Annotated in this window: 12 protein-coding genes and 1 other annotated feature; of the genes, 1 reads left to right on the forward strand and 11 read right to left on the reverse strand. The window is 50.2% G+C overall.

The window, feature by feature from the left end:
- Positions 1–8: 8 nt before the first annotated feature.
- The 8 genes from carB to lspA form a co-directional block, all read right to left on the reverse strand.
- Positions 9–3,221 carry a carbamoyl-phosphate synthase large subunit gene (carB, locus tag HII30_RS02985; RefSeq protein WP_169503445.1) on the reverse strand — a complete coding sequence of 1,071 codons (3,213 nt, stop codon included), beginning with the start codon at positions 3,219–3,221 and terminating at the stop codon, positions 9–11.
- A gap of 1 nt (position 3,222) precedes the next feature.
- Positions 3,223–4,365 (reverse strand): carbamoyl phosphate synthase small subunit, encoded by a 1,143-nt coding sequence (locus HII30_RS02990; RefSeq protein ID WP_169503446.1) that lies wholly within the window; start codon positions 4,363–4,365, stop codon positions 3,223–3,225.
- Positions 4,366–4,430: 65 nt separating this feature from the next.
- The gene (locus tag HII30_RS02995; RefSeq protein ID WP_169503447.1) at positions 4,431–5,726 is read right to left on the reverse strand and encodes a dihydroorotase; all 1,296 of its coding nucleotides are present in this window, start codon (positions 5,724–5,726) and stop codon (positions 4,431–4,433) included.
- A 117-nt stretch (positions 5,727–5,843) separates the two neighbouring features.
- Positions 5,844–6,755 (reverse strand): aspartate carbamoyltransferase catalytic subunit, encoded by a 912-nt coding sequence (locus HII30_RS03000; protein WP_169503448.1) that lies wholly within the window; start codon positions 6,753–6,755, stop codon positions 5,844–5,846.
- A 2-nt stretch (positions 6,756–6,757) separates the two neighbouring features.
- A complete protein-coding gene (gene pyrR / locus HII30_RS03005) occupies positions 6,758–7,312 on the reverse strand; it encodes a bifunctional pyr operon transcriptional regulator/uracil phosphoribosyltransferase PyrR (RefSeq protein WP_169503449.1) in 555 nt (184 codons plus the stop codon).
- A 253-nt stretch (positions 7,313–7,565) separates the two neighbouring features.
- Positions 7,566–8,819, reverse strand: coding sequence for an LL-diaminopimelate aminotransferase (locus HII30_RS03010; RefSeq protein ID WP_169503450.1), 1,254 nt, complete (start codon positions 8,817–8,819; stop codon positions 7,566–7,568).
- A 118-nt stretch (positions 8,820–8,937) separates the two neighbouring features.
- The gene (locus HII30_RS03015; RefSeq protein WP_169503451.1) at positions 8,938–9,891 is read right to left on the reverse strand and encodes an RluA family pseudouridine synthase; all 954 of its coding nucleotides are present in this window, start codon (positions 9,889–9,891) and stop codon (positions 8,938–8,940) included.
- The gene (gene lspA, locus HII30_RS03020; protein WP_169503452.1) at positions 9,891–10,397 is read right to left on the reverse strand and encodes a signal peptidase II; all 507 of its coding nucleotides are present in this window, start codon (positions 10,395–10,397) and stop codon (positions 9,891–9,893) included. Before lspA ends, HII30_RS03015 begins: the two co-directional genes overlap by 1 nt.
- 210 nt (positions 10,398–10,607) lie before the next feature.
- Here lspA and HII30_RS03025 point away from each other — a divergent pair, with 210 nt between their 5' ends.
- Positions 10,608–11,348, forward strand: coding sequence for a TraR/DksA C4-type zinc finger protein (locus tag HII30_RS03025; RefSeq protein ID WP_169503453.1), 741 nt, complete (start codon positions 10,608–10,610; stop codon positions 11,346–11,348).
- A gap of 11 nt (positions 11,349–11,359) precedes the next feature.
- On the opposite strand, the gene HII30_RS03030 is transcribed toward HII30_RS03025, so the two are convergent.
- The 3 genes from HII30_RS03030 to HII30_RS03040 form a co-directional block, all read right to left on the reverse strand.
- On the reverse strand, positions 11,360–11,674 hold the full coding sequence (locus HII30_RS03030) for a DUF5665 domain-containing protein (protein WP_169503687.1): 315 nt from the start codon (positions 11,672–11,674) through the stop codon (positions 11,360–11,362).
- Positions 11,675–11,855: 181 nt separating this feature from the next.
- On the reverse strand, positions 11,856–14,927 hold the full coding sequence (ileS, locus tag HII30_RS03035; protein ID WP_425495974.1) for an isoleucine--tRNA ligase: 3,072 nt from the start codon (positions 14,925–14,927) through the stop codon (positions 11,856–11,858).
- 70 nt (positions 14,928–14,997) lie between these two features.
- Positions 14,998–15,268 (reverse strand) — a binding site (T-box leader).
- A 63-nt stretch (positions 15,269–15,331) separates the two neighbouring features.
- A complete protein-coding gene (locus HII30_RS03040; protein ID WP_169503455.1) occupies positions 15,332–15,826 on the reverse strand; it encodes a DivIVA domain-containing protein in 495 nt (164 codons plus the stop codon).
- Between the last annotated feature and the right edge of the window lie 193 nt (positions 15,827–16,019).

Below are 16,019 nucleotides of genomic sequence, written 5' to 3' on the forward strand. Positions count from 1 at the left end.
CCTCCTGATTATTGCAGTACTGGCATCGCTTCTGAAGTGAAATTGATCGTCTCCAGCATGGTCAGCAGTTCACGCACGGTATCAAGAGAGGTCATGCAGACGACTCCGTTCTCCACCGCTTCACGCCGGATCCGGAATCCGTCACGCTGCGGTGTTTTACCTTTGGTCAGTGTATTGAAGACAAAGTTGGCTTCACCGGTCCGGATCATATCCAGAATGTTCGGTGTTCCCTCTGACAGCTTGTTGATCGTCGTTACATCAAGTCCAGCTTCTTTCAGTGATTTAGCCGTTCCGCCGGTTGCAATAATTTTGTATCCCAGCTTGTGGAAGCCTTTCAGCAATGCAGCAGCTTCCGCCTTATCTTTATCTGCGATTGTAGCCACAATCGCACCCGTGGAAGGAATTTTCATTCCTGCACCGATCAGGCCTTTATACAGCGCCTTGGCGTACTTAGCATCGCGTCCCATGACTTCACCAGTCGACTTCATTTCCGGACCGAGTGTTGGTTCAACACGGCGCAGCTTCGCGAAGGAGAACACCGGCACTTTAACCGATACATGCTCGCTCTCCGGCCACATGCCTTCTTCGTAGCCCTGGTCCTTCAGCTTGCTGCCCAGTATCGCTTGTGTAGCGAGGTTGGCCATCGGGATTCCAGTAACCTTGCTCAGGAAAGGAACCGTCCGTGAGGAGCGCGGATTCACTTCGATAACATACACTTCATCTTTATAGATAACGAACTGGATATTAACCAGACCGCAGGTCTTGAGCTCTTTTGCAATCTTGATCGTAATTTCCGTAATCTTGCTCTTCAGCTGCTCGCTGAGATACTGTGGCGGATATACGGCAATGGAGTCACCGGAGTGAACCCCTGCACGTTCTACATGCTCCATAATCCCTGGAATCAGAACCGTTTCGCCGTCACAGATCGCGTCCACTTCCACTTCCTTACCCAGCATATAACGGTCAATCAGTACCGGATGCTCCGGATTGATTTTTACCGCCTGCTCCATGTAGCTGAGCAGCTCGCTGTCGGAGTATACGATCTCCATCGCACGTCCACCCAGTACATATGAAGGTCTTACCAGTACCGGATACCCAAGAGATTGTGCAGTGCCGACCGCTTCATCCACAGAAGTTACCGTGCTGCCCTGAGGCTGTGCAATGTTCAGACGGGAAAGCAGTGCTTCGAATTTTTTACGATTCTCGGCCTCATCAATGCTCTCCAGACTTGTTCCAAGAATGTTGACTCCTGCTTTGCTCAGTGGTGCTGCCAGGTTAATGGCTGTCTGTCCGCCGAACTGCACAATAACCCCTACCGGCTTCTCCTGCTCGATCACGTTCATGACATCCTCGAAGAACAGCGGTTCGAAATACAGTCTGTCCGAGGTGCTGAAGTCTGTTGATACTGTCTCCGGGTTGTTGTTAATAATAACCGCTTCATAACCGGCCTTTTGAATGGCCCATACCGCATGGACAGTGGAGTAGTCGAACTCGATACCTTGGCCGATCCGGATAGGTCCGGAACCGAGCACAACGATTTTTTCCTTGGCCGATCCGATTACTTCATTCTCGGTTTCATACGTGGAGTAGTAGTAAGGCGTGGATGCCTCAAACTCTGCTGCACATGTATCTACCATCTTGTATACCGGGCGCAGCCCATGCTCATGACGCAGGAAGCGGATTGATTCTTCCGTTGTGTGAGAGCTGGCCTTGCCTTCTGTACGCAGCTCTGCAATAGCGCGGTCGGTGAAGCCCATACGCTTCGCCTCATACAGTGTGTCATAGGTCAGCGAAGCTTCGTTACGGATATGATCTTCATAACGGATAATGCGCTCGATCTTATCCAGGAACCACCAGTCAATGTTCGTAAGATCCTGAATCTGCTGCAGACCATAACCTCGGCGGAAAGCTTCCGCAACGAGGAACATCCGCTCATCATCCGGCTTGATCAGTCGCTGCTGCAGCACCTCTTCACTCAAGGACTCTGCATCCTTCAGATACAGACGATGTACACCAATCTCCAGGGAGCGAACCGCCTTATGGATGGATTCCTCGAAGGTACGTCCGATGGCCATGACTTCGCCAGTGGCTTTCATCTGGGTGCCCAGCTTCCGGTTTGCCGAGATGAATTTATCAAATGGCCAGCGAGGGATTTTGCTTACGATGTAGTCCAGGGTAGGCTCGAAGCAGGCATAGGTCTGTCCCGTCACCGGGTTCACAAGTTCGTCCAGCGTGTATCCCATGGCAATCTTGGCAGCCATCTTGGCAATTGGGTAGCCTGTAGCTTTGGAAGCCAGTGCCGAAGAGCGGCTCACCCGCGGGTTTACTTCAATGACATAGTATTGGTAGCTGTTCGGATCCAGAGCAAACTGTACATTACATCCGCCTTCGATGTTCAAGGCACGGATGATCTTGAGGGATGCGGATCTCAGCATTTGATATTCACGATCAGACAGCGTCTGGCTTGGTGCTACAACGATACTGTCACCGGTGTGTACGCCTACCGGGTCAAAGTTTTCCATGTTGCAGACCACGATACAGTTATCGTTAGCATCACGCATGACTTCATATTCTACTTCTTTCATGCCGGCGATGCTTTTCTCAACCAGACACTGGCTGATCGGGCTGTACCGGATTCCGGAAGATACAGTCTCGCGCAGCTCGCTCTCATCCGCGCAAATTCCGCCGCCAGTGCCTCCCAGCGTGTATGCAGGACGAACGATCAGCGGATATCCGATCTCATTCGCAAAGTCCAGCGCCTCTTCCAGTGTCGTCACGATTGTGCTTTCTGGAACCGGCTGTTCCAGCTCACGCATCAGTTCACGGAACAGGTCACGGTCTTCTGCTTTCTCAATGGAGTTCAGCTGAGTACCGAGAAGCTTTACATTCTCCTGCTCCAGGATGCCTGCACGTGCCAGCTCCACCGCCATGTTCAGTCCGGTTTGGCCGCCAAGCGTCGGAAGCAGTCCGTCCGGACGCTCCTGGCGAATGATTTGGGTTACAAAATCCAGGGTGATGGGTTCAATGTATACTTTGTCTGCCATATTGGTATCGGTCATGATGGTGGCCGGGTTGCTGTTAATCAGAACAACCTCTACGCCTTCTTCTTTCAAAGCTTCGCATGCCTGTGTACCGGCATAATCGAATTCCGCAGCCTGACCGATGACGATCGGGCCGGAGCCGATGACAAGAATTTTTTTCAACTGTTCATTTTTAGGCATATTAGCGAGCTCCTTTCACGGCTGCAGCGAGTACCGCCTGGCGCGGTTTGCGAATTTCATTTTTTTTGTGCTCATGAATCAGGTCCAGGAACTCATCAAACAGGTAACTGCTGTCATGAGGACCTGGTGCGGCTTCCGGATGGTACTGCACCGAGAATGCCGGGTATTTCTTATGTTTAAGTCCTTCGACCGTCTTATCGTTGTTGTTAATGTGAGTGACTTCAAGCTCGGTACTGGCAATGGATTGCTCATTCACCGTGTAGCCGTGGTTCTGCGAAGTGATGTAGCAGCGTCCGCTGGACAGTTCCTTTACCGGATGGTTTCCACCGCGGTGTCCGAATTTCAGCTTCTCGGTATCTGCACCGGAGGCCAGAGCAAACAGCTGGTGTCCCAAGCAGATGCCGAAGATCGGGTACTCGCCAAGCAGCTCCTTGATCATGTCAACTGCATAAGGAACATCTTTCGGGTCCCCAGGTCCGTTGGACAGCTGAATACCGTCCGGATGCAGGCGGCGAATTTCATCGGCAGTCGTGTCGTGAGGTACTACGATGACATCACAGCCGCGTGCAGTCAACTCGCGCAGGATCCCGCTTTTCGCACCAAAATCTACAAGCACAATCCGTTCCTTCTTGCCCGGGCTGGTGTACATTTGCGGCGTGGAGGTGTTAGCCACCTGATTCCGCAGCTGAGGAATGGATGTATCGCCCATCATTTCCATCAGCTCTTCTACTGATTTATTCGATGTGGTCAGAATGCCTTTCATCGTACCATGATGACGGATGATCCGTGTCAGCATGCGTGTATCAATTTCGCTGATGCCCGGAATACCATACTCTTTAAGGAGACTGTCCACACTGTATTCAGCACGCCAGTTGCTCGGTACATCCTCATGCCGGCGTACAACAAAGCCGTGTACGAACGGGCGGATGCTTTCAAAATCATCACGCGCAATCCCGTAGTTTCCGATCAAAGGAAACGTCATGGTGACGATCTGCCCGCAGTAAGATGGATCCGAAAGTACTTCCTGATATCCCGTAATTCCTGTGTTGAATACAACTTCGCCGGTCATTTCGGCATCTGATCCGAAGGATTTCCCACTGAACAGCGTACCATCCTCCAGTAATAATCTAGCCTTTGCCTGCATTCCATTCACTCCTGTCATCTATGTGTTAAATATTGTATAGTGTCAATCGCCTAAACGTGACTTGTTTAACCCTGCTGCTCAGACCATTTCAGCTCGCCGTCGACCCAGGTCTTGACCGGCCACCCTTTCAGCTTCCAGCCTGTAAACGGGGTGTTGCGGCCTTTCGTGGCGAATGTGTTCGGATCCACTTCCTGCTCTTGATCCAGATCAATCATTGTGAGATCGGCAGGAGCTCCAGCGGACAGTACACCGCTGTTCAAGCCAAACACGCGGGCCGGGTCGCTGGTCATCCGCTGCACCAGGAATGAGAGATCCCATTGCCCTGTAGCAACAAACTTGGTGTACAGCAGCGGGAATGCCGTTTCGAATCCGACAATACCAAACGGTGCCAGCTCCATTCCCTTCGCCTTTTCTTCCTCGCTGTGCGGAGCATGGTCGGTAACGATGATGTCGATTGTTCCATCACGAAGTCCGTCAATGCATGCCTGTACGTCCCGCGGTGATCTCAGCGGCGGGTTCATCTTCCAGTTCGCGTCCAGCCCCGGGATGTCTTCATCAGACAGCACCAGATGGTGAGGACAAACCTCGGCTGTCACCTTGATGCCGATTTCTTTCGCCTGACGAATCAGCCGAACCGATTGCTCTGTGCTGACATGGCATACATGGTAATGCACGCCGGTAGCTTCTGCGAGCAGGATGTCCCGCCCTACATGGATAGCTTCTGATTCATTCGGAATTCCTTTCAGGCCGTGGCGCTCTGCAAACTTGCCTTCAGACACACATGCTCCCTTAACCAGGGAGTCATCTTCACAATGTGCGATCACCGGCATTCCGAGTACAGCTGCCTTTTTCATCGCATTTTTCATCATCTGAGCGTTCTGAACACCGACTCCGTCGTCGGTATATCCGATGGCTCCAGCTTCCTTGAGGGCTTCAAAATCCGTGAGCTCGCGTCCCAGCTCGTTAACCGTGATGGCCGCATAAGGCAGCACCTTGGCCAGATTGGCCTGACGCGCTTTCTCCAGTACAAGGGATACCGTATCTGCCGAGTCTGTCACTGGCTTCGTGTTCGGCATACACGCGATCGTAGTGAATCCGCCTTTGACTGCAGAGCGGCTTCCGCTCTCGATCGTCTCTTTATGCTCAAATCCGGGCTCTCTCAGATGCACGTGCATATCAATGAATCCCGGTGTGACCAGCTTGCCTTCTGCATCGATCTCAGTGAATTCTCCATCCAGCTGCGGCAGCTCCGAGCCGGCGTCAGTGATGGATTGAATCGTACCGTTCCCGATCACAATATGTTTGAGCTCCAGTTGTCCCTCTTCGTTGATGACCTTGGCATTCTTTATCAGTTGTAGCACTTTGGTATCCCCTCCGGTGGAGAAGCGCGGTCGCTTCTTGTATATTGTATAATAAAAATTCATTTTTGTGTATATTTATTAATGGATTTCATTCGAGCTATGCATTTTCACTTGAAATCAGTCTTTCAAAGCTCTTTCCATCACAGCCATTCGTACTGGTACCCCGTGTGCCATCTGTTTAAAAATTAGCGATCTTTCGCATTCCACAACAGCATCGTCGATCTCTACATTTCGGTTAACCGGGGCCGGATGCATAATGATCGTATGTCCCGACAATGAAGCTGCCCGCTTTTCCGTAAGGCCATATTGTTCACGGTACTCAGCAGTTGACTTGAATAATCCTTCATTGTGGCGTTCCAGCTGTACTCGGAGCATCATAACGACGTCTGCTTTTAGTGCTTCATCCATACTTACATATGGTGCATGCTCTGCCAGTTCCGGGGCCGCCATGGATGGAGGCGCACAGTACTGAACTTTAGCTCCAAGCTTCTGCAGAGCCCACAAGTCGGATCTTGCCACCCGGCTGTGCTTAATATCTCCGATAATGGAAACCGTAAGTCCCTTCAGCTCACCAAATACCTTACGCATGGTGTACAGGTCCAGCAGCGCCTGAGTCGGATGCTCATTGTTGCCGTCGCCCGCATTGATCAGCGGAATGTTGATCCGCTCTGCCAGCTCCTGCAGCACCCCGGAAGGCTTTAAGCGGATAACGCCAGCATCGACGCCCATGGATTCCAGCGTACGGACTGTGTCATAGATCGACTCGCCTTTTTCGACACTGGAGGCCGCTGCGCTGAAGTTCATCACCTGCACACCCAGCCGCTTCTGCGCCATTTCGAAAGAGAAGCGAGTTCTTGTACTGTTCTCAAAGAACATGTTGACAGCAAACTTGCGGTTTAACACCGGCACCAGCTTCTCACTCTGACTTTCCCAATAAGCAGCGCGGTCGAGAATGGACAGAATCTCCTCACGGCTGATATCCTTCAAACCCAGCAGACTGCGGTCTTTCATAGCTGTCGCGGTACTCATGCTTATCGTTCCTCTCTTTGTGAGATGGTTACCTCGTCCTTGCCGTCGATTTCCGATAACGCCACTGTTATTTCCTCATGCTTGGAGGTCGGAACATTCTTGCCGATAAAATCCGGCCGGATCGGAAGCTCCCGGTGCCCACGGTCGGCGAGCACAGCCAGCTGGATCATCCGGGGACGTCCGCAGTCCATAAGCGCATCCAGTGCAGCCCGAATGGTGCGGCCAGTGTACAGCACATCGTCGAACAAAATAATTTTTTTATCATGCACATTGAGCTTCTCTGGAGAAATCAGAATCTCTTCACAGGGCTCCGTCTTGTTTTCTCCACGATCATCCCGGTAGGAAGTCACGTCAATTTCGCCCCAAGCAATCGGTGTCCCTTCAATTTCCTCGATCCGCTCTGCAATCCGCTTCGCCAGGTAAACCCCCCGGGTACGGATGCCGATCAGTACACAATCCTCGATCCCTTTGTTCTTTTCCAGGATTTCATGTGCAATTCTTGTCAGGGCACGGCGGATGGCCGTTTCATCCATAATCACATGCTGTTCACTGTTCATGGGTTACCCTCCTTTGTGGTGATTTAGCCCTTAGCATCAAGACACAGTGCAGACATAAAAAACTCCTTACCGTTATGGCAAGGAGTTGGTTATTCTGCATACAGAAATCCATCAAGACATAGATTGTCCGCAGACAATTCAATGCTTCAACATGATGAACCTCGGTTCACGTTACCTTGCCAGCCTCACGGGACTGAATTAAAGGTGCTATTAGATTACACAAAGTATGACAGAATCCTGTCAGGTTGTCAACTTAAAATTCGAATTGCACATCACTCAGGCGTTTGCGGATTTCGGCAATGACTCGTTTCTCATCCTCTGGTCCGTCAGCGATGAACGTCACGGAGAAGCGGACAAAATGTCCTGCATCATCCCAAGGCACGGTGGAGATCAGCTTCTCACGAATCAGATATTGTGAAAAGTTTTCGCCGGAATTGAAGCGGGCTCCGCCTTTAATGCCTTTAGGAGCTTCTACATACAGGAAGAAGGATCCTTTCGGCTTTTCAGCTCTAAATCCGACTTCGCTTAGCACCTCTACCAGCATATCGTGGCGGCGGGAGTATTTCTTCGCAATATTCTCGGTGATTTCCGGATGGTCCAGTCCCCAGGCTGCAGCTTTTTGAATCGCGATAAACTGACCGGAATCGTTATTGTCTTTTACATCGCCGAAGGCTTTAACCACAAGCGGGTTGCCGGCTACGAACCCAATCCGCCAGCCTGTCATGTTAAACGACTTGGACAGGGAATGCAGCTCGATCCCAACATCTTTTGCACCAGGCACAGACAAGAAACTCAATGGCTTCAGACCATCATAGGTCAGTGCAGCATAAGGAGCGTCATGAACGACGATCACGCTGTACTTGCGGGCCCATTCCACCACCTGCTCAAAAAACGCAACCGTAGCACTTGCACCCGTCGGATTGTTTGGATAGTTGAGGTACAGCAGCTTTGCACGCTTGGCAATATCTTCAGGGATCGCACCTAGATCCGGCAGGAAATCATTCTCTTTCTTCAGCTCAATCGTATATACTTCGCCGCCCATATACTTCGTATGTGTACCCAGCACCGGATAACCCGGCACGGTCATAATCGTTACATCCCCGGGATTGATAAAGCACGAAGGGAGCATGGCCAGAGCTGGCTTGGACCCGATAGAGTGCAGCACTTCTGTTTCTGCATCTAAACCTTCTACGCCAAAAACACGGTTCAGATAACGTACAGCCGCCTCTTTAAACTCGGGAATCCCGTTATCGGCATAACCGCGGTTTTCCGGCTTCGCTGCCTCTTCGGCAAGCTTGCTGACAATACCGTCATCTGCCATTTCATCCGGTTCACCGACACCCATATCAATCAGTTCGATATTCGGGAATTCTTTCTTGGCTGCAGCTTTGGCTCTTTTGATCTTCTCAAACTTGTAGATGGAAGTGTCTTTACCGTAATTAGCTCCGCCAATCCGGTCTGCGAAATTTTGCTGGATATATGTTTCCTGATATTGTTCAATACTCATAATTTGTATTCATCTCCTACTATAGCTTTCTTTATACTAGTAAATATGCAGGAAAATCACTGCAGGAACCATGTATAAAGTATCGAATGATTTGTACTTTCTACAAAAGAAAAAACTGCTAGCGGCTTCGAAGCGCGCTCAGCAGTTCCTCCATATCTTCCGGCAAAGGTGCCGAAAATTCCATATATTCCTCCGTGCCCGGATGATTAAAACCGAGTACAGCCGCATGAAGCGCCTGCCCTTGCATTTTTACACCTTTACTCTTGCCATAGATCGGATCGCCTACCAGGGGATGTCCAATATATTTCATATGCACACGAATCTGATGCGTCCGTCCTGTTTCCAGCTGCAGTTCCAGCAGATTATAATCCCCGAAGCGTTCCAGCACGGAGAAATGGGTCACCGCATGCTTGCTGTTCTTATCTGTTACCATATACAGCTTGCGATCATGAGGATCCCGGCCAATAGGCGCATCAATGGTGCCCTGATCATGACTGATGTTTCCATGAACGACAGCCAGGTACCTGCGCGTGACACTGTGCTCCTTGAGTTGAGCGGCCAGAGAAGCGTGGGCCTTATCGTTCTTTGCGGCCATAATGAGACCGGACGTATCCTTATCGATACGGTGAACGATGCCCGGCCTCAGCTCTCCATTAATACCGGACAAATCCTTGCAGTGATGCATGAGGGCATTGACCAAGGTACCTGAAGGGTGTCCAGGAGCCGGGTGGACCACCATACCGCGCGGCTTGTTGACCACGATCAGATCCCGGTCTTCGAAGGCAATATTCAGATGAATGTTCTCCGGAACAATCTCGACGGCCTGTACCTCCGGAATTTGTAATTGAATCTCATCGCCGGCACCCAGCTTGTAATTCGACTTCACCGGACTGCCGTTGACTTGAATATGTCCGTCCGTGATCCACAGCTGGACTTGAGAGCGTGAAGCTGAATTGCCCAATGCTTCCGCCACGTACTTATCAATTCTTGTCTTGGCATCGGCCTGTTCTATAGACCATTGATGCAGGGTTAATACGTCATCATTCTGTACATTCTCATCATCGTGAACCATTAATCCTGTCCTTCCTGACTGGAGCTTGAAGAGATTGAACTGCTCTGTGTCTGTTCCCGTCTTCCCTCCAGCAGAGTATCCAGAATAATCAGTCCAACACCGATGACGATACAGGAGTCTGCAATATTAAAGATCGGGAACGTATAGCTTCCAAAATTGAATTGAAGAAAATCAACGACTTCGCCCATGACCAGCCGGTCAATAAAGTTACCCAGTGCGCCTCCAAGCACCAAAGCCAGTGCAGTAGGAAGCAGTTTGCGCCCTTCGGCTTTTACTTTTTGCAAGTACCAGATAATACCGATCACAACCAGCACAGTTACGACAATAAAAAACCACAGCTGGTTCTGAAGGATACCGAAAGCAGCTCCCCGGTTACGGCTTGACGTAATGAGAAAAAAATCGCCGATGACGGGAATTTGTTCCCCTAGTTCAAGGCGTGTCGCGATCAAAAATTTAGTTCCCTGATCGATGAGGAATACGATTAGTGCCAGAACGTAATACATCACAATAGCAAGTCACTCCGATCTTGTCTTGTTACACTTTTACAAGCCCTTTTATCCGGGCCATAACTCGTCTTATTGTAGCACAGCGCTCTTGAGCCCGTCCATTACTGACCAACTGCGTGAACATTTTCCGCCTGTAAAAGTGTGCTGTTCCGTGCAATCTATAGGTAAGAACAAGGGGTCGCACATTTAGACCCGAAGGGAGACTTTGCAATGACACACCTGAGTCATGAACAATGGCAGCAGCTTCGGAGCCAGCTTCTGGAACGGAAAGCTGGGCTTGAAAGGCTGAATGACAACAACAATCACGGTCTCAGCATATCGGAGCGGGATACTACCGGCGAGCTGTCTCATATCGACAATCATCCGGGAGACCTGGCAACGGAACTCTATGAACGTGAAAAAGATCTAGGACTGCAGGACCGTGCGGAACTGGAGCTGCAGCGTGTACTTTCCTCTCTAGAACATATGGATCATGGTGATTATGGGATCTGTGTCGTTTGCGGAAAGCCCATCCCATTTGAAAGGCTGGAAGCTGTGCCGGATACAATGTACTGCAGACAGGATGCGCCGCGTGTAATCCCTTCACAAAACCGTCCCGTGGAAGAAGAGTTTCTGTCTCCGCCATTTGGCCGATCAAGCCTGGATGAGCATGAATATAACGGCTTTGATGGAGAAGACACACTGCAAATTCTGGAACAGATGGGCAGCTCCAATTCACCGGCGATGTCAGAAAATCCCGAGGTGGACAGCTACAATGAGATGGGTGAGGAGGAACATGATGATCTCGGCGGTTTTGTAGAATCTTACGAGAATTTTGTAGCGACCAACATCGATAATTCAGAAGTCTTCTTTATCCGCAGTCCACAGTATGACAGCTACCTTGAACAAGGTGAGGGCAGCTATTTACTGGATCCTCATGCCGCCCCTGACCCGGAAGATCAATATGAATGACGAAACAAGACCTATCTAAGCTCCAGCTGACGCTGTACGATCTGCACTATGTCCGCAATGTAATCTCCGACGATTGGCAGATTTAATGCACCCAGCGCCTGGAGCAGATAAATGATGGTAGCAGCAAAAAAAGTGAACCCAATGGCAATCCCTATGCCTCTTGCTGTACCTGCAAGTAAATTGAGGCCGACCAGTTTCCATGGCTTGATCAGCAGCTGGGTGTATTCTGTGATCCTGGACTCCTCCAGCTGCTGTGCCATGCTTAATGTCAGCTGGTAGATCCGGCTGACCTTCTCTGCCGGATCCTCGGCTGCAGGAGGTCTCATATTTTCAGGTACGCCCGGATTTCGCACTTCCCCCATGTATTCCCCTCCTTGTCCTTCCTTGTTTCAGCTTTATTATGCATCATATGAACCTTGTGCATTCCCTTATGTTACTGCGTAATACAAAAAGGTGCTCTCCCGTCAGCGGGAAAGCACCTTATGTCTTTCATTCATTAAAACGAACCTAAGCCATGTGAATACCGATGCTTTTAGCACCCAGTTCTACACGTTCCATCGATGACTCGGTACCAAAATGTACATCGGTCACCAGAACATTTTCTCGAAGCACGGCATCGAATGCTGTGATGGCTGCCTGCAGCTCATTATCGCAGTCCAGTGTGAGCACAACCCGCTTCTCAATCGGCAGATCGAGCTTTTTGCGTGTATCCTGTACCGCTCTTACGACCTCACGCACCCATCCTTCCTGCTCCAGCTCCGGCGTGATATCCGTGTTGAGGGCAATTGTAAGGCCATAGCCGGAAGCGGAAGCAAAGCCTTCTTTGGCCTGCTTGTCGATCAGCAATTCTTCAGAAGTAATCTGAAGCTCTTCCCCTTCCGGAGAGGTTACGTTGATTCCGCCTTTTTGCACGACAGTACGCGTTTCATCCGGACTCATTCCTTTGAGGAAGCTCTGCAGGAATCCAACGTTCTTGCCGTACTTTTTACCGGCTACCTTCAGATTAAGCTTTAATGTGAAATCAACAAATCCACTGTCGCTATGTTCAACTTCAATGTTTTTTACATTAATCTCATCTTTGATGATAGCTTCATAATCCGGCAGCTGGAACTCGCGGTCCATCGAAATGATCAGCTCGGACAGCGGCTGACGGGTCTTGATGGCCGTTTCGTTCCGTACGTTACGTGCTAGTTCGACGATCTGGCGCGCAGTTTCCATGTCCTGCTCCAGTGTCTTGTCGATCAAGGAAGCATCCGCCTGCGGGAAGTCTGCCAGATGAACGCTCGAACCACCGCCAAGGTTGACAAATATATCTTCTGCAAGCATCGGCGTGAATGGAGCCATGACCTTGGCCAGGGTTACCAGCACATGGGTCAGTGTTCCGTATGCGGACAGTTTATCTTCTCCAAGACCACTGCCCCAGAACCGGTCACGGGAACGGCGGATGTACCAGTTGCTCAGTTCATCCACATAGGCTTCAATCGCCTTGGCTGCGTTCAGGAAGTCATTCACAGCCAGCCCTTTATCCACCGTCTGAATGAGACTGTGCAATCGGGATAGAATCCAGCGGTCCAGCTTGTTGTCAGAGCCTTTAAACTCATGTTCAGCCGGATTGTAACCATCGATGCCCGCATACAGAGTCAGGAATGCATGGGTGTTGACGAGTGTGTCGATGACCTTGGATTTAGCTTCTCCTACGATGCCTTTGGAGAAACGTTTGCTGTTCCATGGCGCACTGTCCGCGAGGAGAGCCCAGCGGAATGCATCGGTACCATACTCGTTGATGATTTCCCACGGGTCAATGACATTACCTTTAGATTTGGACATTTTTTGCCCGTTCTCATCCAGGATATGTCCTGTAGCCATGACCGCTTTATAAGGTGCTTTGCCAGTGAACAGGGTAGACACGGCCAGCAGGCTGTAGAACCAGCCGCGGGTCTGATCGATGCCCTCACAGATCATATCTGCCGGATACTGCTGCTGAAACTTGTTGTCATCACTGAACGGATAATGATACTGGGCAAATGGCATCGAACCGGAATCAAACCAGACGTCGATTACTTCAGAGGTCCGTTCCATCACGGCTTCACAGTGAGGACATTTGACTTTCACCTCATCCACATAAGGCTTATGCAGTTCGAGGTCCTCAGGAACATCGCCAATCGCGTGCTCACGAAGCTCTGCAAGGCTGTGCGGGGCAAACTGATGATTGCCGGACTCACATACCCATACATTAAGCGGTGTACCCCAATAGCGGTTCCGGCTGATGTTCCAGTCGACCAGATCCTCCAAGAACTTGCCGAAGCGCCCTTCCCGTACATGGCCTGGATACCAATCTACTGTATTGTTATTGGCGATCAGCTGATCCTTCACTGCTGTCGTTTCAATAAACCAGCTCTCCATCGCATAATACAGCAGCGGAGATTTGCAGCGCCAGCAGAACGGATAGCTGTGCTCATACTTTTCTTTGCTGTACAGCAATCCTTTTTCCGAGAGGGACTTTACAATATCCAGATCACAGTCTTTGACAAAACGTCCTGCAAAATCGGCAACGTCTTCTGTATAACGACCCTGCGCATTGACGACACTCACAAAGCTGATGCCGTTTTCCCGGCAGGTGCGGTAGTCATCTTCACCATGCGCTGGTGCCATGTGTACAATCCCCGTACCGCTGGCATCTGTAACAAAGGATGCGCCAACGATGATGTTTCCTTTTTCAGGTTGAACAAAGGTAAACGGCGGCGTATAACTCTGACCAACCAGTTCAGATCCTTTCAAGGTCGACAGCACCGTGTGCTCGCCTTTCATAACCTGTTCTACCAGGTTCAGGGCCACGATATAGATACCGTCTTCCTGCTGCACACGGGCATAGTCCATATCCGGATTCACCGCAAGTGCAACGTGAGCCGGCAAAGTCCATGGTGTAGTCGTCCAGGCCAGCACATATTCACCGCTGTCATGCAGTTTAAACTTGGCAGTTGCACTAAGATCCTTGACATCTTCATAACCTTGAGCCACTTCGTGTGAGCTGAGAGTCGTCTGACAATCCGGGCAGTACGGGCTGACCCGGTGTCCGCGGTACAACAAGCCCTTGTCATGGATCGTGGCCAGTATGTTCCATACGCTTTCGATGTACGGATTCTGAAGTGTAATATAAGGATCGTCCAGATCTGTCCAGTAGCCGATGGCTTCGGTCAGCTCACGCCACTTGTGTTCATACTCAAACACGCTTGCTTTACATTTTTTAATAAAAGCTTCAATGCCATAATTCTCGATTTCCTGTTTGCCGGAAATCCCCAGTTGTTTCTCCACACCAAGCTCTACCGGGAGACCGTGCGTATCCCACCCTGCTTTACGGATAACCTTGTAGCCCTTCATCGTCTGATAACGGCCGACAAAATCCTTGATGACACGTCCCAGTACATGACCGATATGGGGAGCCCCGTTGGCTGTAGGAGGTCCTTCATAAAATACAAAATGCGGCTTGCCCTCCCGATTGGCAATGGACTGCTTAAAGACGTCCTCATCATTCCATTTCTTCAGTATCCGCAGCTCGCGGGAACGGGCTTTCTCTTTCACATCCACTCGATTCATTACACTCTCTTCCTTTCATCTGGCTGTATTAGAACAACAAAAAAAGCCCCGCCCCAAAAGGGACGAGAACTTATACTCGCGTGACCACCCTAATTCCGTTATAAGCATCTGCAAGATTGCATAACGGCACCTCAAGTCCATGCCTGAAAAGACACGGGGCCGATATAACGTTCGGCAAGCCGGCTTTGCTTACTCACGGGTTACACCGCTTCAGCATCACTTCTCCGGGAGGATCTTCCAATGAGGACTGAACATCGGCTTTCAGCAGTATGCCGACTCTCTGGAGTTCAGAATCCTTACAGTACTTATCCCATCAACGAATGGATATTAGATCATATTATGATAATAGTTATAGTCCCTTTGTTCACAAATGTCAACCTGGCAGCAGCCTAGTAGACTTCTCTTGCTTCCAGGCTCGGCTCCCGGCTTTCGAGCGAATCCCATCCGTCATGCTTGAGAAGCTCCAGCTGGGCTTCCACCAATGAACGAAAGCGAGTGCGGTAGATGGATGCCTGTTTCTTCAGTTCCTCGACTTCAAGCGCCACTTTACGTGACTTGCCTAAAGCTTCGTTAATGATACGGTCGGCATTCTTCTCAGATTCTTTAATGATGAGCTCTGCTTCCTTCTTGGCGTTGCTCTTCACATCATCTGCAGCTTCCTGCGCCACAATAATCGTCTTGGAAAGCGTCTCCTCGATATTCAAAAAATGATCCAGCCGCTCCTGCATTGACATCAGCTGGCTCTTCATTTCTTTGTTCTCACGGATCACACTCTCATAATCCTTGATGACCTGGTCCAGAAACTCGTTGACCTCATCCTCATCATAACCGCGGAGCCTGCGGGCAAATTCCTTGTTATGTATGTCCAGCGGCGTTAACGACATGATGTCCACCTCCTAATATATGGGCCTTACCCAGCAGAATGTCCTGTACTCACCTGTACCGTAATCTCCCTATAAGGATCCTATCACAATATCGGTCATACCCGGCTTCTATTTTACTGGTAACATTAGACAAACTCATTTTCTCAGCAACTCTGCCTTGTCACTACTGTTTCATTCGACAAAAAAACGGCAA

The organism is Paenibacillus lemnae, from assembly GCF_012933385.1.
GTDB lineage: Bacteria > Bacillota > Bacilli > Paenibacillales > Paenibacillaceae > Paenibacillus_AQ > Paenibacillus_AQ lemnae.